Here is a 20,943-nt window from a genome sequence, read left to right as displayed (position 1 = left end):
AAAAAGATATTTGGGATATAATGTTTTTAATCTTATACAGTATTTATTTTTAAGTTATTATAGTTTAACCACTCCGAGCGATGGTTATGAAAACATGACATTTTTCAATAAGGTAAAGTTTTTAACTGAACAACATATCGCAGCACTTACATTAATAACTTATGTTAGCCAAGCATGGATGGCTATTAATATACTATTTCTGTTATTTGAAAAAAATAGACGAACTCTCGCTGACTACTTCGCAGGAACTATTGTAGGTAGAAAGGTGGAAGATGATATAGATGCTATAGGGCGAGAGTTTGAATAGTTCTATGCATACTAAATGATATAAATTCTATAAATTGAACTCGTTTTTTAAAAATACCCCCTTTACGGGATAGCATACCCTTTTCATAAAAACTAATTTTGCATTAGATTTTAAATCTAAATGATAAGATTAGTTTGTTTTATTTTCTTTATTGGATTTCGGCTTTTAGTTCATTCTCAGAATAAGGTCTCTGAAGGTATGGTGGATATGGAGTTAGAGGGAATCACGAGTGTGATCTCTGATATTACCTTGAGTCCAGATGGTACTAAGCTATTTCTCTGCGGCAATGCCAATAGGGCTTATTTGTATGATGTCACTTCTAAGGATCAACCGAAGTTAGTATGGAAAACAACAAGTTCACATGGCAATCTCAATGGAGGGATAGCTAAATTTAGCCAAGATGGTAAGTATATAGCTATTCAAGGATACCAAAGTACGACTGCTGTCGTTAGAAATGTCATGTGGTCCCAATATACCAAAGCCTGGCAGCAAGTAGATAAAATGGCAGTTCTCGATGTACAATCTGGAAAAGAACTGTTAGTAGTAAAAAATGCCTATGCAATTAGCATATTAAATAGTACAGCTTTTGTGAGCGATAAAGAGGGCTTTAAATGGTATAACCTGCCTTCTGGAGAATTGGTTAAGGAAGTAAAGCAAGAAGATAATGAATTTGCTGCTATAAGCCCAAGTGGCAAGTATATCGTTATGAGTTGGGATGCTGATAAAGAAGCTATGAAGACAGTAGCATCGGTGAAAAGAAGAAAATCAGAACTGAAAAATGCCTATCGAGCAAAAAAGTTACTAGTCATCTACAATGCCAATGAACTAAGTAAACCAATAGCCTATAGTGATGATGAGATCGATGTGGTAACGAATATTATTTTTAGTAATGATGAAAAGGATGTTTATATTCAATGTCAATTAGGAGGACAAGAAAACAACACTTCATTTACTTCGTATACCTTTCATAAGATAAATCTTTCCTCAGGTCAAATAGATAAAGGCTTTGGAATCCGTGGCAACTTTGCTAAACTTGGCCCTAATGGTAAGATTACAAGCCTATTTGTCGGTGGAAACATAGGATTTTTAAAACAAGTACGCGTTCAAAATCCAATGAATACTGAAGATTTCTCAGAGTTTAAGGCTCGATACAAGCTTTTCAAAAATTCCACTCTATTTTGCCCAATTGTATTAATTCCTAATACGAATCTGGCTTATGTTTATTATGAAAAACATCTTTACCTCTGGGATTATTTAGTGCTAAAGTCTTACTTTAAAAAATCCTCCGAATTGAGCAATGAAGAGTTAGTAGATAAGTTGAAAGATGCCATCGATGAGAGTATCGAAAACGGCGACTTAAAAAAAGAAATCACAAAGAGAAATTTGTCAGGTGCTTATATTATGGATATCACCGTGGTAGGACCTAAATGCACCGTGCAGACTATTTTCTGTGAAAGTGATGAATTGACTGACATCAAAATGCAGAATGAATTGAAAGATGTTTTAAGAAAACTGAAATTTGATATCGAACTTCCCAAAGATAAACGAGTGAAATTTAGACATACTATTCAACTGTAAATATTTATTCATTTTAAAAAATCAAGAACATGAAAAAATGTATCACAATCACACTAAGCCTTCTTTTTTCCATGGCCGCTTTTACGCAGTCGGAAATGAAAAGCGTATGGAAAACAGAAATGGAACATAAGGGAGAAACAAACGAATTTGATGAAAGCACAGAACAACTGATGTGCACTAGCGAGAAAATGATTACCATGATCGATACTAAAACGGGAAAAATTAAGTGGTCAAAAGATTTCAAAACAATTACCAATGGCTTATTAAAAAAAGTAGACGAGCGCATTCCTATGTGGGATGCTAAATGTATCTTTCTCTTCGATAGAAAAGGGGGAAAAGATCAAATGGCAGTGATTGATATAGAAAACGGCAATATGATTTGGAATACGGACAAATATGAAGATGTTACCGAGAGCTCCATTGCATATGTGGCAGAGTTAGGAATGTTTGCTGTAGCCAATAAAAAAGCTTTTACTATGATTAAAGCCCGAACTGGTGAAGAGGTATGGGAGACACAGGGTTTCAAAGGTGCCTTGGCGACATATATTTATAACAAGGCAGATAATACCATAGTGGCGTTGAATTACAATCCGGCTGCAGCTGGTAAAAGTATTTTAGGTGGTATAGGCAAATTGGCTGCGAATCTCGGAGGATTTAAGAGTCAAATATATAAATTGAATGTAAAGAATGGAGAGGTAATATGGCAGACAGATATCAAAGGATCTATTGAAAGAGAGATAGCGACAGGTAAGATTTTGGCAAAAATGAAAATACAAGGCACAAAAATACTTCTAACAATGCAGGGCTTGCAGGCTTATGATTTAAATAATGGGTCTCTCATCTGGTCTGTAACACATAGCGATGAGGTTATGAGAGAAATTAACTCTGGTATTGGTTCAGGATATGTAGGAAGAAAATTTGTGAGAAAAGCTGTATACGGAGCGGTGGCAGAACCTTTGGTCGATGGCAATGATGTTTACGTTTTCGATATGCAAAGTAAGAAGCAACAATATGTAAGCAAATATGATTTGAATACGGGAAAGTTGATTTGGAAAAGTAAGGAGTTGAAAAAACTGACTATAGCGCCAAATCTATACAAAGTAGGTAATAGAATCATCATACAAATCGGCGGATGGGCACAGGTACAAGGCGTAGTCGAAAACAAGCAAAGCTACGGTGGAGGTTTCGGTGCAGGAGGCTTTACTATGTCTACCTATGAAAAAGTCAAATTTTATAAAGAATTTGGACCCTTTGGAGTAGAGGCTTTAGATGCTACTAATGGTGAGCTCGTATGGAGAAGCGAACGATTCGCTAAAGGAGTAACGAACGCATTTGTACATAATGGTCAATTGCTGGTAGCTAGTGGTAAAGAATTATATAATCTCAATCCTAATGATGGTGCTGAAAAGTATGAAGTCAGTGTTAAAGAAGATGATATTAAATTGACAGAGCAAATATTCAGATTAGGTGAAAATACAATTCTCGTTTGTACAAAAGGAGTTAGCAGCCATGTAATTGCTGACGGAAAAAAGAACTGGTCGGTAAGAACGAAGAAAGGAGATTTGACGGAAGTGACCAACGGTATGGCTTTCTATGCGAATGATAATGGCGATAAGGTAGTGATAGATCTTTCCAATGGTAAATATACTATGTATGATGCTAGGAAAGGTTCTGTCGCTATTTCATATGACGATGGGCAGTATATGCTTATCGTGGAGAAGGATGAAGTGTCCAAACTTAAAACTAAAGAATAATATTTTTAACCATTAAATAAATCAATCATGAAAAAAGCAACATTCAAAACAGCAAATGCAATTCTAATCGTAGCATTATCTCTGTCTACACTCTTCTATTCATGTAGCAAAGATAACTCTAACTCGAGCTCAACGCCTACAGCACCAAGTGCCTCTGGCCTTGCAGCTGGAAAATGTAAAATCACTTGTAATTATTCAGGTGCAGTTTCGGGAAGTTATACCTCTATGGAGATCACGAGCGCAGCGGTTAAGACAAGTACCTACGGCACATTAAGTGCAGCAGGAATGAATGGAACGACCCCATTAAACTGTACAATAACGCAACCACTTAGCCAAACGGGTAAGGTAAGTTACAAAACCTTAGGTTCTGGATTGGTAAATACAATAACTTTTTCAGTAGGTGGTAAGGGGTGGATAGCGGTACCGGGAGATGATTTTACGATAGAAATTGCTAAAAATGATGGTAGTGTGTTAGAAGCTACCTTTAGCGGAACTTTGACTAATGATACCGATAAGACTACTATTACCATTACAAATGGTACTATAGCAGGTAAATATTAGTAATCATAGTGAATTATAACCCTCCTCACCCATGAAAAAAATTATTTTATCAATACTCGTTCTTACAGCACTTCTTAGTGCTTGTTCAAAATCAAGTAGTAATTCTACTCCTACAACTCCAACTAACTCTGGCTGCTCAGGATCTGTCAATGGTTTAACCGCTAAAATCAATGGAACTGCTTTTCAAAGTGATTCAGGATTTTATCAATGGTACAACTTTAATGGCCCTCGAATCAGAATCAGCATCAAAAAAGCAGGTGCAGAGAAGTTCGCATTTTATGTGGAAGATACACTAATAGGCACTAAAACTATGGCATTTTCTACCGCTCAAACTAGAGGTTCTGTCAATGGCTATTATCATGAAGGCGGATTGAATCCTTTTATTACAGGAGATAGTATGACGATAACTATCAATTCTGATAAAACTATCTGTGGCTCGTTTAAATGTACTGGACAAAGCTTGTCAGGTGCTAAATATGTAATTACAGAAGGGGAGTTTAAAAATATTCCTGTACGATAATTTTAATTCTAGATATGAAAGGGTGACTAAATATTAGTCATCCTTTTAGTCTAGAAAGCCATGATTTCTCGCAAAGTCCAAAAGTTCCACAACCGAATGAGCTCCAGATTTTCGATAGATATTTTTTCTATGACTATCCACAGTATGTTCGCTTATAATAAGATCATTGGCTATTTGTTTATTGGACTTCCCTAGCGCAAGTTGTTTCATGATTTCTATCTCTCGTGGAGTCAAATTCAAAGATTCTAAATGCTGAAGTTGCTCATTGTATGTTTCTAGTTCTCTCCAGATTTCATCTACAAAATATTTTCCCCCTTGATATACGGTTTCAATCGCCTTGACTAGGTCGACTTTCGAACAGGTTTTGAGCAGATATCCATGAATATGCGCCTCGTCTATCATGGCTTTAATATGTTTGCCATTACCACTCATGGTCAGTACGATTACCTTTAAAGTAGGAAACTGTTCACGAATTATTTTCGCTACTTCGAATCCATTCCTACCTGGCATCATGACATCGGTCAGTAAAATATCAATATTGGTTGCAGATAGTTTTTCTTCAATAGTCATACTGTCATTGCATACAAATTTTACTTCTATGTTTTCGACATTTTTCAACAATGCAATAAGACCATCAATTACAATTTGATGATCGTCTAACAAACCAATATTTATCAATTTTGGCATGAAGGTTTATTTTAATGGAAATCTAAAAGAAAACACGGTCCCGGAATTTAGTTTACTATCGATTTCCATAGTGCCTCTTAAGTATTCTGTTCTCACCTTCATATTATGCAGCCCTATCCCATCGGCATTTTCTGAAGACTTTATTTCAAATCCTTTACCATCATCTTCTACCATGATATTTAAGAAATTTTCATTCAAATCCAAAGATACAAACAGATTTTTAGCTTTGGCATGTTTTATTACATTGCTTACACATTCTTGAATAATACGATATACGACTATCTCTTTGTTATTATCTATGGGGATAGTATTCTGCGTAGAGTGGAAACTAATTTTCAAAGAATGGGAATGAAGACTATCAAGAAATTTCTTTATAGATAATACCAAGCCATTTTTTTTCAAAGTGACAGGCGCCAAACTATGAGAAACTGAGCGAAGCTCTATAGCTGATTCATCTATTAGTCTAATTGCTTTTTCTAAAATATCCTTCCTCTGATTTTCCTCATAAGCATGCAGATTGAGCTTAGCTGCGCCTAACAATTGTCCAATTCCATCATGCAATTCCCGTGAAACTCGATCTCTTTCTTCTTCCTCAGCGTTCAAAATGGCCTGCATTTTTTGCTTTTCAGTTATAGCTTTTTTCCGATGAAAGTAAAAGATCCCTCCAGTTATGAAAAGGAAAAGTGTAAATATAAAAATGGAAGCATAGAGTTGTACTTTTCTTTTACTCTCAGAAATAGCTACATTTTTTTCAAATTCTACTTCAGCATTTTTAAATTTAGCCTCTGCTTCTGCTATACTTTTGTTTAGATTAGTATTATAGCGATCTATTTGTAAACTTTGTAGAATGAGTAAGGTTTGAAATGCGGAATCAACCTTGCCAGCTTGCTTTAAATTTCTGGCATGCATAGAATAGGTTGTGCTTAATGCATCTGGGTCATTGAATGGTTTTGCCATTTGGATAGATTCATGACTAAAATTACATGCTTCTTTATGTTTTCCTTTTCTGCTTAACACCTGAGAATAAAAGCATAGTGTGGTCATTTCATCATAGGGTCTTTTATGCTTTCGTGTGATTTTCAATAACTGCTCATAAATATTTTGAGCCATATCTAGCTTGTTTTGATAGTCGTATAAAGTGGCCAGTAATCTATAATGTCCTATTTGTCTATCAATACGTTGTGGGGTACATAGCTTATTATAATAAATCGCTTTTTTAAGATAGTCTTCCGTTTTAGTATCGGACAAACCTTGTTCCATTCTTGTTCCTGCTATGTTATGAGAGCAATCTTCTGCGAGTTCAAATAGTTGGTGAGATTTAGATATATCTAAGCTTCGATTGAAGTATTCTATTGCTTTCTTTTGATTTTTGAGATAATAATAAGTATTGCCTATCTGTTTGTAGAAGGTCGCTTGTCCCAGAAAACTACCATTTTGTTTTGCAAGAAGCAATTGATTTTCTGCGATACTCAAACAAGTATCAAAATGTTGCAACATACTATATTTATAAAGTATACTGGTATAAATCTTGACATTTTCATGGTCTGTTAGTTTTTTGTTCTTGAGTAAAATCTTTAAGCTATCAATAGCAAGTTTATGATTGGGATTTTCTTCTAATCGTTCACAAATATCTTCGATTTTTATGTTAGCCGAGCTCTGTATGTTTAATATGGTAATTAGAAAAAGAATCTTAATTCGTAACAATAAATTTCTGTTTAATAATTTTACAAGATGGTAATATTTGAACTACGGAATCAAACTATTTCCCAGAAAACCTTTTAAATATTTTCTTAAGATAATTTCTAAAGAAAATAAATTGACCAGTAAATATACTGACCGTAATGACACAAAGTGGCCAGAGAATAGTCATAGCAAGGATATAGGCAGGCCAATAGAAAAAAGTTGTTTTATCACATCCTAGCAATCCAAGTGCTTTTCTGCCTAGAAATCCACACAAGCTACCTCCAATAGCAAAAGTGCATAAAATTAAAATGAGATTGAGGTTATTGACACCCCATTTGGCTTTAAGTTTTTCTAGCATTAAGAATAGGAATAAAGTGTTATCAGTGCCAATCGAATATTGTTATTCCCTAGCATTTCGCTAGCTGCTTTATGAAATTGATTTTTGCGCTCCGCGCCATCGAAGCTCATCAAATATTTATAGGATTCTGTTTTTTGAAAATCGTTGATTTCATCTTCTGAGGGCAGGGTTTGATTGAGAGCCAATTGTCCCAAATTATTTCCTGTAAGCACTTTTGAAAATCGAATATCTTCTGATAAGGCGTCTACGCCTATACCTATCTGCGCTTGAGGTTGTGGGATAGAATACATGCGTTCTGGGTCCGTGTTTACATAATAGCCTAGTCCACAGCGACCCGCTTGATGTATTTTGAGAGGGTCTAGTTTGCCATCTTTCATGACTCTATCGTCGGTATGAATACGAACCACTTGGCAAAGAAAAAGATTACCAGAACCGCCTTGATCTCCCAGTTCTATCACTTGATTCACTTTACATTCAAAATGGACAGGACTTTCTGCTACACGAGGAGCTTTCACGATATCCGATGGGATAGGCGTCAAACCTGCTTTGACAAATTCATTGACTCCTCTAGGGAATTCTGTGCTGGCAAAAGAGATTTGATGCACGAAGGAATATTCTACGATGCTAATACAGCATTCCATGGTTTCTTTGATGTTTTTATAGGTGTCCTTGGTTTCGCCTGTTCTCCCGCTTCTGCTCGCTGAGAATACCAGCAAAGGAGGATTGGTAGAGAAGGCGTTAAAGTTGGAAAATGGAGCTAGATTCACATTTCCATCTTTATCCACTGTGCTCACAAGAGCTATTGGCCTTGGGGCTACAGCGGTAAGTAGAAAGCCATGGGTTTCTTGAAGGGTGAGTTTGGAAGTATCGTATGATTGGTAGGGCATAACTATTTATAAGGTTACAAATTTAATAGCTTTGAATAATTCTGCAGAATTATAATCCAAGCAACTGTCGTGAATGTAAAGCCAAATCAATCTTTCGTTTAAAATTTTTCTTCAATATAGTTTGAAACATAATGGTCAAGTCTTAAGCAAATATTTTAGACATTATAATATGGTAAATCTTTAGGGTTTAATGTCAATAAAATAATACAATTTATGAATAACTGTATTGTACAAAAGTCAATTTTTATCTTTTGAATTTGAGATTTAACAATTGGAGAGTTTTAGTTTTGGGAAGTCATAAAATAATTAACTATTTAGTAATAAAGAAATTATATTTGATAAATTTTTTTCTGTATGAAATATTTTTACTTAAGAAATTTACTAGTATGCTTTGTAGTATTATATGCAATAGTAAACAATATGCAAGCTCAATGCTTTACTCCACCCAGTTATTGTACAGCAATTAGTGCTACGAATGTTGGCGGTTACGGTATGGGAATCCAAAATGTAACATTAAATACAGCAGCAATTCCTGTTCAAATAAACAACACAACATCCCCAGGCTCGGGTTCGCCAATTTATTTTGACTATACTAGTCAAATTTTAACGGCCACCTCAGGAGCCACTGTAAATTATTCTATAAGAGGCGGAACTGGCAATCAGACAAAGATTCGACTTTTTATTGATTTTGACAATGATGGGACTTTTAATACTACTCCTATAGCTACGGCTGGGGGAGAGCTGGTGTTAGACCTAGCTAATATGACTACGCCTAATACGGTTGTATCAGGTACATTTACCTTACCTACTCTATCAGCAGGAATCTATAGAATTAGAGTAGCAAGCGATGGACAGGGCCTAATTCCTCCTCCATGTGGTCCATCATTTTATTCGGCAGATTATGAAGATTATACTTTGATGGTAGCCTCTAGTACCGCAGATGCCATAGTCGCTGGAATTATACAACCTACCGTTCTCGCTGCATCCCCTACCGTCAATTCAGCATCTTTCATGGTGAGAAATTTGACCAATGTAAATATGACCTCTATTAGTGCTGGTTATACGGTGAACGGTGGAGCTGCCACTACGCAAACATTCACCGGATTGTCAATAGCCCCTGGAGCAAGCTATACGGTAAACTTTACTACTGGTTTTACAGCACCCACTTTAGGCAATTATGCCTTGAAGTATTTCTTGTATAATGTAAATGGAACGACTACTCAAAATACTCCTCTTAATGATACCATTTGCCAAACAATTCCTCTACTATGTACTGGACCATTATCAGGAGCTTATACCATTGATCCTGCTGGAGGTATTACCTCGACAAATTTCACCTCCTTTACCAATGCGGTCAATGCGTTAAGAGCATGTGGTATATCGGGACCAGTCAACTTCTCTGTGGCAGCAGGTACCTATACGGATACGTTGTACATCCCTAATATAGCCGGGGTTTCTACTACCAATACCATTACCTTTGATGGGGGAAATGGCAATAAAGCTACACGCATACTCACCTATCCTACATCAGCGAGCGCGAATGCTATTGTCCGATTTAATAATTCGAGGTATATCACCGTGCGAAATATGACCCTGAGATCCACGGGTACAGGTCAAGGGTGGGTAGTGCATTGTATGAATGACTCCAATGACAGAGTGAATAACTGTACCATAGAGTTTACAGGAACAGCCACCACCTCATCTGCTAATACATTCTCAGGGCTAGTGCTTAATAACAGTTTGACAACTATTTCGACCACTTCTGCGAATTGTAGAAATATAATCATTGATAGTAACCTATTTAATTCTGGGTACTATAATATTTATACTGCTATCAATGCCAATACGTTTACGAATACCTTTAATTATAACAATTTGACAAATGCTTTTTATAACGGAATACAACTTAATGGCAATCAAGGGGCACAAGTTAGGTTTAATCAATTTAATTTGAGAAGCACCAATACAAGCGGACAGGGCTTTTTTGCAAATGGTATTAGTCCAACGGGAACCAACGTTTTGGATGTATCTTCCAATCAATTTAACTACTGTGGACAATACGGTATATACATCATCAATAGCAATCCCCCTACAACAAATTCAATTATAGCCAACAATATGATTACCGGATTTGCGAATACAAGTGGTAATTATGGAATTGCCTTTAGCAGTGCTTCAAGGTTTAGAATATATCATAATAGTGTATCGATACCATTCAATGCGACCTCCGGTACCTCAGCAGGAGTGCATCTTAACTCTACATCGTTAATGGATGTTCGAAATAATATCTTGAGTACATCAGGACTCAGTTCTATTAATACCTATCCATTTTTTGCAAGCGCTACAAGCAGTTTTTCTGCTCTGAATTACAATAATTATTACAATTTATCTTCTTCTATTTTGGCTCAGATAGCGGGGGTTAATCTTACCGCTGCAAATTATAAAACTGCTGTTCCAGCCAATGCTGGGGCTAATTCTATATCTGAGAATCCTGGATTTATTTCCAGCATAGATTTACATACCACCAATCCATGTTTTAATGGATTAGGTGGTTTAGGTATTAGTCAAGACATCGATGGGCAAACAAGGGCAGGTGTGCCAGATATGGGTGCCGATGAAATCACTGGAGTGCCAAACAATGAAATAGGTATTATGAGTATTACTACTCCAAATTTTCCTACTACAGTAGGTACTAGTACGGTCTCTATCGTAGTGAAAAACTATGGTGCCAATGCGATCACAAGCGCTAGTTTTGGTTATAGATTAGGCAGTGGGACACCTGTAACGGAAGCGTGGACAGGTAGTTTAGCTCCATGCGATACCATGACCTATACTTTTACAACTTCCGCAACTATCCCATCTGGATCTACTACCTTCAGGGCGTTTTCCTTTAATCCAAACGGCCTTGCTGACCCAATAGTATCCAATGATACTGCTCAGTGGACGCTCTGTCCAGCTTTGTCTGGTACATACACGATCAATCCTTCAGGAAGCGGCCCTACAAACTTTACTACCTTTACTGCTGCAGTGAATAGTTTGATTTGTGGAGGGGTTAGCGGACCCGTGACTTTTAACGTATCTAATGGAACCTATACAGAGCAACTATCCTTAACACCTATATTAGGTGCTTCTGCAGTGAATACCATTACATTCCAATCCCTTTCCGGTGTCGCTGCGAATTGCATTCTTAGTTTTTCAACGCCTAGTTCACAAGCAATCATCGACTTGAATGGAGCAGATTATATCACTTTCGATAAATTGACTATCCGAAATGCCTTTACTTCCACCTGTTATGGTATTTGGATTCGAAATAGTGCACATTTCAACACAATTTCAAATTGTATCATCGATATGAATGCCAGCGGTTTTAATGGCTATGGAGTATTCCAGTCAAATACGAGCGACAACAGAAACACAATCAATGGTAACACCATTAATGGAGCTGGATATGGAGTATTTCTTAGTTCAAACACATCCTTAAATTCGAATAGAAATATTATTAGTAATAATTCAATTAGTGGATCGTATTATTATGGTATATACACTTACTATCAAGATTCTGTAAATATCTCAGGGAATACAATCACTTCCAGTTCCGCAGTAAACAATTATTCCGGCATTTATGCTTATTGGTCACCTAGAGGACCTATTATTACGAAAAATAAAATAGCATTCACATCTACCAGCGCATCTTCAGGAAGCTTTTACGGCCTGAATTTACAGTTTTTCAACGTGAATACCTTTAATCCAACGAGAGGGTTAGTGGCTAATAATATGATACAGGTAGGTGGTACACAATCTACAGCTTATGGAATTTTTATGCAAAACTCTTGTCAATATTCTGATATTGTACATAATTCGGTGAATATGACGAATTCCGTTACAAATGGATCGTATGCTTTGTATATGAGTAATGGTTTGTCCTATGATACGGTGCGAAACAATATTTTCCAAAATATAGGAAATGGAACTACTTCAGGATATGCAGCTTTTGTATATTCAGGAACACAGATGTTTTACAATAACAATGACTTCTTCACTCGAAATTCGAATTTTGCTGCCTACAATGGAACGAATTATGCTAGTTATAGTGCTTGGAAAACAGCTGCTGTGGGTGGTATACCTGGATTTGAATCGGCTGGTGTAAATAGAGAAGTTAGCTTTGTTTCATCGACTGATTTACACACTACCTTACCCTGTATTGGGGACATAGGTTATAATTACTCTTCCTCTTCACCTTCTATTACCAAAGTTTTAGATGACATAGACGGACAAGCTAGGTCTACCACTCCCGATTTAGGTTGTGATGAATTTACAACATCTTCTTTTGATGTAGCTACTCAAGCGATGACCTCTCCTACGGGATCCGTATTTGCATTAGCCACACCTTATACCGTAAGTGTAAGAGTGAGAAATAATGGGAGTACTACCATAACAGCTTTGGATATGAATTATTCTGTCAATGGCGGTGCGGTAAATTCTCAATCTTTCACAGGTTTGAGTCTTTTGCCATGTGATACTGCAATCTTGACTTTCACGACATCGCTTACTTTGACTTCCTCTGGATCCAATGTTTTGCGAATATTTAATGGCTTGATCAATACGAGCAATGCCGATGGAAACAACACCAATGATACCTTATTAATTAATCTTTGCACTCCATACACTGGTACTTATACCATCAATAAAAACCTACCATTTAGCACTACGAATTTCACTTCCGTTTCTCAGGCTGTGAGTTCACTATATTCATGTGGTATGTCAGGTCCGGTGGTTCTACGAATTGATGCAGGATCTGGACCATACAATGAACAAATCACCTTTAATGGTATGATATCAGGATTGAGTAGAACGAATAATTTACGAATTTCCGGAAATACGACCAGAGAGACGATTACCTTTAATCCAACTGTGTCCACACTCCAACATACGATTCGATTGATCACCGTGAAGCATATCACCTTGGATAGCTTGACGATCAATAATACTGGTGCCAATTTTGGTGTGGGAGTTCACCTCGTGACTACTGCAGATAGTAATTTTGTGACGAATTCAAATATTAATATATCGCTTACCAATACAAGCTTTAGCAATTCAGCGGGTATCGCTATTAGTACCAATACTTCTTTTGTGACTGGAACAGGTAACAATGGAAACAATAATGTGTTTAATAACAATACCATCAGAGGTGGCTATTATGGGATATCTGCTGTGGGTACGAGCACTGCTGCACTCTGTACGAGAAATGAAGTGACGAATAACAGATTGATAGGACAAGCCTTTTATGGTATCTTCCATTTATATCAAACGAATACAAAAGTAAATGGAAATAATATAGATAGTATGCTTTCTACCAGTACTAGTTCTTATGGAATGAGATTTGCTAATGTGGATCTTTTTGAAATCAATAGAAACAAAATCAATCGATTTGGGCAGTATGGAATGTATTTTGATGGAACGAATCATCAAGCGGGCACGGGAACTACTCGGGCTCAGATTAACAATAATATGATCGGGGGCATCACTTATAATGCAAGCCCATATGGAGTATTTTTCAATGTAGGAACAGCTCCTGCTACCTACAGGCATGTTGATTTCTGGCATAATACTATTCATATCAGTAATCTAGGTAGTGGATATGCACACTGGTTCCAAAATACATCTGGTTCCACTTCGTTGGTTTCAGTAGATTATAGAAATAATACGTTTACGGGCAGTAGTAATACCAATCAAGTTGGATATTTCTATAATTCTTCATCGCCATTTATGACAGCTTTTGTCAATAATAATATTTATAGTATTTCCAATCCAACTGGTAGTATGGCATTAATGGCGACATCGACTTATAGTGGAAGTAGCTGGATCGGTGCTTCTATTGGCGGCTTAAATACGACTACATGTAGAAATCTTGACCCACAATTCCTCAATAACAATACAGATCTTCACACACTGGGGACATCTTTGAATAATGCAGGAGTGAATACGTCTATTATCACGGATATCGATGGAGATACCAGACCGCTTTCTCCTTCAACCACAGTAGATATAGGTGCGGATGAGTATAATCCACCTGCCGACAATTCAGGTGTCTTGGCTGTTGTCAGTCCTATAGCACCATTGACGACAGGTCTTCAAAATGTGGTCGTTCAGATTAGAAATTATGGAACGAGTACATTAACATCAGCCAATGTAAGGTATAAGGTGGGCGTAAATGGTACAGTGAAAACAGTTGCTTGGACAGGTAGTATTGCATCCAATGGAACTACTAATGTTACCTTCACTACCCCAAACCAACATAATTTCACAGGTTCTTTTGATACCATCATTGCTTGGACGGATGCTCCCAATGGACAACCAGATGGTTTTGCAGCAAATGATACTGTATCTTCTATTGTGTGCAGTCCTCTGAGTGGTGTATATACGATTGATACAACCCTTGCAACAGGTTCTGGTAATTTCAACTCGTGGGCTGCGGCTTTAGCTAGTTTAATAAATTGCGGTGTATCTGGTCCTGTCACCATCAATGTCACTCAGCCAGGCACTTATGTGGGTGCCATTGATATTACGACTATTAATGGTGCTTCTGCTCTGAACACCATTACCTTCAATGGTCTCAATAGCGCTAATAGAATTCTCACAGCTACAACCTCCGCAGGAACACCAGCGGTGTTGAGATTCAACAACTGTAATTTTGTCACCTTTAGAAATTTTACTATTCGAACGACAGATGCCACCAATGGTTGGTGTGCGCATTTCTTTAATGGAACCAATAACCGTGTTACGAATTGTATACTGGATATAGGAGGTGCAGGTGCTGCTAGTGCTAATTCCAATTTAGTTCCAGTAGTCATGAATGGTAGTCTTACTAGTTTAGGTACAAATTCTACAACAGGAAATAACCACATAGTCGATTCCTCAGTTTTGAATGCAGGATATTACAGTGTATATACCAGCAATTCTATGGGGACGAGTACCTATCGTTTCCTAAACAATACCATGAATAATGCTTATCAATATGGGGCATATTTTAATAGTTCACATGCGATAAAATTCAACAATAATGTTGTCAACATGAGGGGAATCAATGCTTCAACTTATGGATTGTATATTATCAACAACAACCCTACTTCTCCTAATTTCCATGAAATCAATGGCAATAAATTTACCAATATAGGACAATATGGAATCTATTTTGCGACTTCGACCAATCCGAGTTCTACCATGGGTCAAGTGTATAACAATATGATTTCAGGGTTTAAAAGCACTTCAACTAATGTGGGGATATATAACTCCTCATCTTCTCGATGGAATATCTGGCATAATAGCATTAATCTGGATTTTGCCTCTACTGGTGGAACCAATAACTGCATCTATTTGCAAAATGGTGGGACTATTGATGTGCGCAATAATATTCTATCTGTGACTAGTCCGACAATAGTTAACGCAACTCCATTATTTATATCCGCTACTTCGGCAGCGAGCGCACTGAATAATAATCTTTACTATAACGCCTCTTCTGCTAATTTAATATCAGGTGCTATCAATGCAACTACATCTAACTTTAAATTGGCTTTCCCTTCTGGGGGTGGTTTAGGGTCAGTCAATGCAGATCCTAGATTTGTAAATAATGCCACAGATTTACACACCTTGAATGGCTGTTATACTGGCGCTAATCTCGGTCTTGCGGTAGATATTGACAATCAAGCAAGAGGTTCTGCGCCGGATATAGGAGCAGATGAGACTGGCGCAGTAGTCAATAATGATATGGGCATCATGAGTCTAAACTCGCCTGCATTCCCATTAGTAGCAGGTAGTACGAATGTCAATGTGACTTTGAGAAACTTTGGCGCGAATACGGTTTCCACAGTGACGGTTTCCTATCGAGTGAATGGTGGAGCATTGACTTCGCAAACTTTGACTGGCTTGAGTTTGGCTCCATGTGATACGATGAATTTTACATTTAGTACACCTTTTACTGTAACAGGTGCTACGAATATCTCCGTGTTTACTTCCAATCCAAACGGAGTCACAGATACTTATTTCAATAACGATACGATTAACTCATCGATGTGTGTATCTATGTCTGGTGTTTATACTATAGGTTCCAGCGGAGATTTTACGACCTTTGCGCAGGCTATTACACAGTTGAGTTGTGCTGGTGTGAGTGGTCCAGTTACGTTTAATGTATTGAGTGGCACATATACAGAGCAAAACTCTATTGGCGAGATTCTAGGAGCTTCTGCCACCAATACGATTACGTTTGATGGAGGAGCGGGCAATGCCTCTACTAGAATTTTGACCTTTGCCGGATCAGCAGCGAATCCGCATACCTTTAGGTTGAATGGTTCTCAGTTTATCAATGTAAGAAATCTCACGATAAGAAGCACAGATGGCACCAATGGATGGCCGGTGAGCATAGTCGATGCTAAAAATTGTATTGTTTCTAATTGTAATATAGAGGTAGCAGGTGCCGGAGCTACGGCTACGGGTTCTAATCTAGCTGCTGTAGTTTTAAATGGTAGTAGAACTGTTATGAATACCGTATCTTCAGCTATTCATAATGTATATATAGATAGCAATAATATAAAGAGCGGTTATTATGGAATTTTTGTGAACGGAAATTTAGTCAATACTAACTATGCATACACTAGGGCTAACATCATAGACAGTGCTTACCTATATGGGATTTACAGCAATCAAATGACTCATAAGTGCAATAACAATCGAATAAGTATGAGAATTAATAGTGCCCCTGCTAACTCTTCGGGTATTTATATCCCTAGTAATTATACACAAACGGTAGATTTTTCTACCTATAACTATAATCAAATATTCAATGCTAGACAATATGGAATTTATATGAATAATTTCTATAGCAATGCAGGCATCAACCAACAAGTAAACAATAATGTCATTGGCCAATTCCAAGGGGTAGGTGTTACGTATGGTATCTATTCAGGTTATTCTACTAATAATGAATACTATCACAATACCATCAATTTGAATAATGCGGCTACAGGAGCGTCTCGAGCTATGTATATTCATTCACAAAGTAGTGTTTTTGTGAGAAATAATATTTTTGCGATAACAAATGCTTCTGCTGCGACAACCTCGATTCCTGTTCAGTTTAATGCTTCAGGTGTTTCATCATTAACTAATAATTGTTACTTTAATGCAGTCAGCACCAATATAATTCAAACGACATCGGGAACATTTACGACTGGAGCCGTTACTACAGCATTCCCATCGGGTGGCGGAGCAGGCAGTATTACGACCAATCCTCAATTCCCTGCAACAGATAATTTAAGATTAGGTGCAGCAGTATCTGCAGCAACGTTTAATAGTACGGTGAGTATATCTACTTTACCTTTTGATATGGACAATAATCCCAGAAACCCACCATTGGGTACCACTACCCCTGATATGGGTGCTTATGATAAAACTGCGAGCAATGTCGGAGTATCTGCAATAATTTCTCCTACTTCGGTCACCGCAGGGTCTACGCATTCTATCACAGTGAGAATAAGAAATTATGGCACTGACGCCGTATCAAATATCCCTTTGAATTATGTATTAAATGGTGGAACCGTAGTAACTGAGACATATACGCCTACTCTGAATGGAAATGATTCCGTGAGCTATACATTTACAGCTACAGCGACTTTTGCAGGTTGCAATCTTCTCAGAAGTTATACTACACTATCAGGAGAAACTTTCCCTGCAAATGATACCACTACAAGAAATATTGGAGCAAATATTGCTGGGATATATACCATAGACCCATCTGGATCGGGGGCTACCAATTTTACATCTTTTGCCAATGCGATTGCATTCTTGAATTGTGGCTTAGTTACTGGTCCTGTGACTTTCCAAGTGGCAGCAGCTACCTATAATGAGCAAGTAACGATACCCTCAACCATTATGGGAGTTAGCTCCACCAATACGATTACCTTTGATGGAGGAAGTGGAAATGCAGCAACGAGGATTCTTTCATTTGCTACGGGTGCTTCTGGCTCAGGATTATCACATGTTCTTCGATTTAATAATTGCAGTTTTATTACTTTTAGGAATATGACTATCCGCAGTTCGGGTACTTCTGAAGCTTGGACAGTGCACTTTATGGATGGGACAAACAATCGTGTCGTAAATTGTGTAGTAGATATGACTGGCAATGGAACAACCTCTGCTTCTACTAATTATTCATCTATAGTCATCAATGGCAGCACGACCTCACGTACCACGTCTTCCACCATTGCGAATAATCATAGGGTTGATTCGTGTACGATTAATTTTGGTTATTATGGGATATTTACCGCATTGAATAATGGCGCCTTGACTAACTTTTTTACCAATAATACATTTGCGAATGTTTATTTTTCTGGAGGCTGGTTCCAGAATCCACAAACTGTTAAGTTCAATAGAAATACCATAAACACAAGGACTACAATAACAAATACATGGCCTATCTACTTCACATCGGCTAATCCTAGTGGTTCCAATTTTAATGAAGTAAATGGAAATACGATAGTGAGAACTGGTATATATGGAATCTACTTTATCAATACTCAAGGAGGTACTAGTAATCAGGGTCAATGTTATAATAATTTTATAAATGGAATGGCTTCCACTAGTCCAACAGTTGGTATTTTCTTGAATAGTGCCTCGAATTGGAATTTGTATCACAATACCGTGAATCATGATATTAATTCAACCTCTGGACCGAATTATGGTATGCAAATTCAAAATGGTAGCAACAATGATGTGCGCAATAATATCTTGAGCACAACAATCCCTACTGCTGTTAACTGGACTCCATTATTCATAACTCCTAGTGGAGCAGCGAGTGGTGTCAATAGTAACAATTATTGGAATCCTTCTTCTGCAAATCTCGTGAATATCGGAGGGGTAAATTATACTGCTAGCAATTTCGCTGCGGCTTATCCTTCTGGTGGTGGATTGAATTCTATCAATAGAAATCCATTCTATGTTTCTTCTTCTAATATTCATGTCACGAGTGTTTGTAACAATGGAGAGAACTTAGGAATAGCAGTTGATATCGATGGGGATGCTAGAAGTTCAACTCCAGATATAGGTGCGGATGAGGTTACAACCCCATTTATAGTTTCTTACACCAGTACTCCCGCATTTACATCTACTGGTGGAGGTGTCGATACGATAGCTGTATCTTCTGGTAGCTCAATTGTACTTTCAGGAACAGGTGCTACCTCTTATAGTTGGTCAGGTCCTCAGTCGATAACCAATGCAGTGAGCTTCTCAGCGACTACTTCTGGTGAATATACGGTGACAGGAACTGCTAGCGGCTGTACGGGCACGAAAAAAGTGTTTGTAAAAGTGACATCGAGCGCTGACTTGGTTCTAGGGACTGGCGCACAGAATGGAGTGAAGCAAACTCGAAGAGGCGTCAGTGGATCGCTCATTTATTATGGCGATGGTGTCAATTATTATTTTGCTATTGATACCTCCGGTATTACTTCTGGGGCATTAACTGGCGATACGGTCATAATAAATGTGCAGACTACTATCGACTCGTTCAAGAGTTCGAATGGTGCGAATCAAGAACATGCTATGTATTTGATGCCACGCTTCTGGGATGCCAAGGGTAGCTTCACAGGTACCGTTAAGGTTCGATTCCCTTACCTTCCGTCAGATACTACTTTAATCTTAGGTTTCCGTGATTCCGCATGGAGTCGTTTAAAAAATATTACCAATGTCAATACACTTGCCGTAAAAACACCATATATTGAGTGGTTTAAGACGGTAGGAGTTCCTTACAATGCTAGTTTCATTTCGGGAATTGTAGGAAATAAGTTTCCATCTACTATTGTTAAACCTACGGTAACTTATGGCACAACGGCTGGTGGGGTGCATTATGTAGAACTCGGAGGCATTACTAGCTTTTCTGGCGGTGGAGCTGGAGTCGGTTTTGGTCCTGGCGGTGGCGGCGGCGGTGTAGGTCTTCCAGTAACCTGGGCAGGCTTTGAAGTACAGACCTTAGAAACAGGCAATAATCTGATTTGGAAAACAGCAAGCGAACAAAATACGGATTATTTCGAAGTTGAATATAGCTACGATGCAAAAGATTTTCAAGTCGCAAGTGATAAGATACCAGCAGCGGGAAATTCAGCTAGTTTGAATACTTATAGCTTTATTCACAGCGATTTTAATTCATTCACCTATTATCGTATCAAGCAAGTGGATATGGATGGACAGTTTGATTATTCAGAGATTAAATTAGCCAAACGAGCAAAAGGAAAAGAATTCCAAGTATCCGTGTTTCCTACTCAGATACCAGAGAATGGACAACTCACTATTGAAGCTAAAAACATCGATAAGAGTAAACTTAGTCTTGTAATAATGGATGTTTCCGGAAAATTCGTGTATTCTAATTCCTATACACCTACTGCAAACACACTGCGTGAGCTTATCGAGCTAAACCAGCTGCAGTCTGGAGTCTATCTTATTGAAATCTCTAATGGACAAGGAAGAGAAGTCGTTAAAATAGTGAAGTAAGACTAATAGGATTTTGTGGTGTAAAAATGTCTTTTACCTATAACCTATAATAGTTTATACTATTTAATATGTTTTCT

The 20,943-nt window shown here is 37.6% G+C and carries 10 protein-coding genes; 6 read left to right on the top strand and 4 right to left on the bottom strand.

Annotation, left to right across the window (positions count from 1 at the left end):
* Positions 1-10: 10 nt before the first annotated feature.
* The 5 genes from JNL75_03995 to JNL75_03975 all read left to right on the top strand — a co-directional run bounded on the left by JNL75_03995 (position 11) and on the right by JNL75_03975 (position 4,720).
* Positions 11-307, top strand: coding sequence for a hypothetical protein (locus JNL75_03995; GenBank protein ID MBL7788977.1), 297 nt, complete (start codon positions 11-13; stop codon positions 305-307).
* Positions 308-427: 120 nt separating this feature from the next.
* Positions 428-1,885 (top strand): hypothetical protein, encoded by a 1,458-nt coding sequence (locus tag JNL75_03990; protein ID MBL7788976.1) that lies wholly within the window; start codon positions 428-430, stop codon positions 1,883-1,885.
* A gap of 29 nt (positions 1,886-1,914) precedes the next feature.
* Positions 1,915-3,639 (top strand): PQQ-binding-like beta-propeller repeat protein, encoded by a 1,725-nt coding sequence (locus JNL75_03985; GenBank protein MBL7788975.1) that lies wholly within the window; start codon positions 1,915-1,917, stop codon positions 3,637-3,639.
* Positions 3,640-3,666: 27 nt separating this feature from the next.
* The gene (locus tag JNL75_03980; GenBank protein ID MBL7788974.1) at positions 3,667-4,200 is read left to right on the top strand and encodes a hypothetical protein; all 534 of its coding nucleotides are present in this window, start codon (positions 3,667-3,669) and stop codon (positions 4,198-4,200) included.
* A 31-nt stretch (positions 4,201-4,231) separates the two neighbouring features.
* Positions 4,232-4,720 carry a hypothetical protein gene (locus JNL75_03975; protein MBL7788973.1) on the top strand — a complete coding sequence of 163 codons (489 nt, stop codon included), beginning with the start codon at positions 4,232-4,234 and terminating at the stop codon, positions 4,718-4,720.
* 45 nt (positions 4,721-4,765) lie between these two features.
* On the opposite strand, the gene JNL75_03970 is transcribed toward JNL75_03975, so the two are convergent.
* From JNL75_03970 to JNL75_03955, 4 genes are read right to left on the bottom strand one after another with little or no spacing between them, the layout of a single operon-like run.
* Entirely contained in the window at positions 4,766-5,407 is a 642-nt protein-coding gene (locus tag JNL75_03970; protein ID MBL7788972.1) for a response regulator transcription factor, read from the bottom strand.
* Between the two features lie 6 nt (positions 5,408-5,413).
* Positions 5,414-7,111 (bottom strand): sensor histidine kinase, encoded by a 1,698-nt coding sequence (locus JNL75_03965; GenBank protein MBL7788971.1) that lies wholly within the window; start codon positions 7,109-7,111, stop codon positions 5,414-5,416.
* Between the two features lie 55 nt (positions 7,112-7,166).
* Complete coding sequence (locus tag JNL75_03960) at positions 7,167-7,448, bottom strand: hypothetical protein (GenBank protein ID MBL7788970.1); 282 nt, start codon at positions 7,446-7,448, stop codon at positions 7,167-7,169.
* Positions 7,448-8,335 carry a flavin reductase family protein gene (locus tag JNL75_03955; GenBank protein MBL7788969.1) on the bottom strand — a complete coding sequence of 296 codons (888 nt, stop codon included), beginning with the start codon at positions 8,333-8,335 and terminating at the stop codon, positions 7,448-7,450. The genes JNL75_03960 and JNL75_03955 overlap by 1 nt, the downstream gene beginning before the upstream one ends.
* Positions 8,336-8,689: 354 nt before the next feature.
* Here JNL75_03955 and JNL75_03950 point away from each other — a divergent pair, with 354 nt between their 5' ends.
* Positions 8,690-20,866 carry a T9SS type A sorting domain-containing protein gene (locus tag JNL75_03950; protein ID MBL7788968.1) on the top strand — a complete coding sequence of 4,059 codons (12,177 nt, stop codon included), beginning with the start codon at positions 8,690-8,692 and terminating at the stop codon, positions 20,864-20,866.
* The last annotated feature ends 77 nt before the right edge of the window (positions 20,867-20,943 follow it).

Source organism: Chitinophagales bacterium (assembly GCA_016787225.1).
Lineage (GTDB): Bacteria > Bacteroidota > Bacteroidia > Chitinophagales > JADJOU01 > CHPMRC01.
This window is presented reverse-complemented; position numbering and strand designations above follow the sequence as displayed.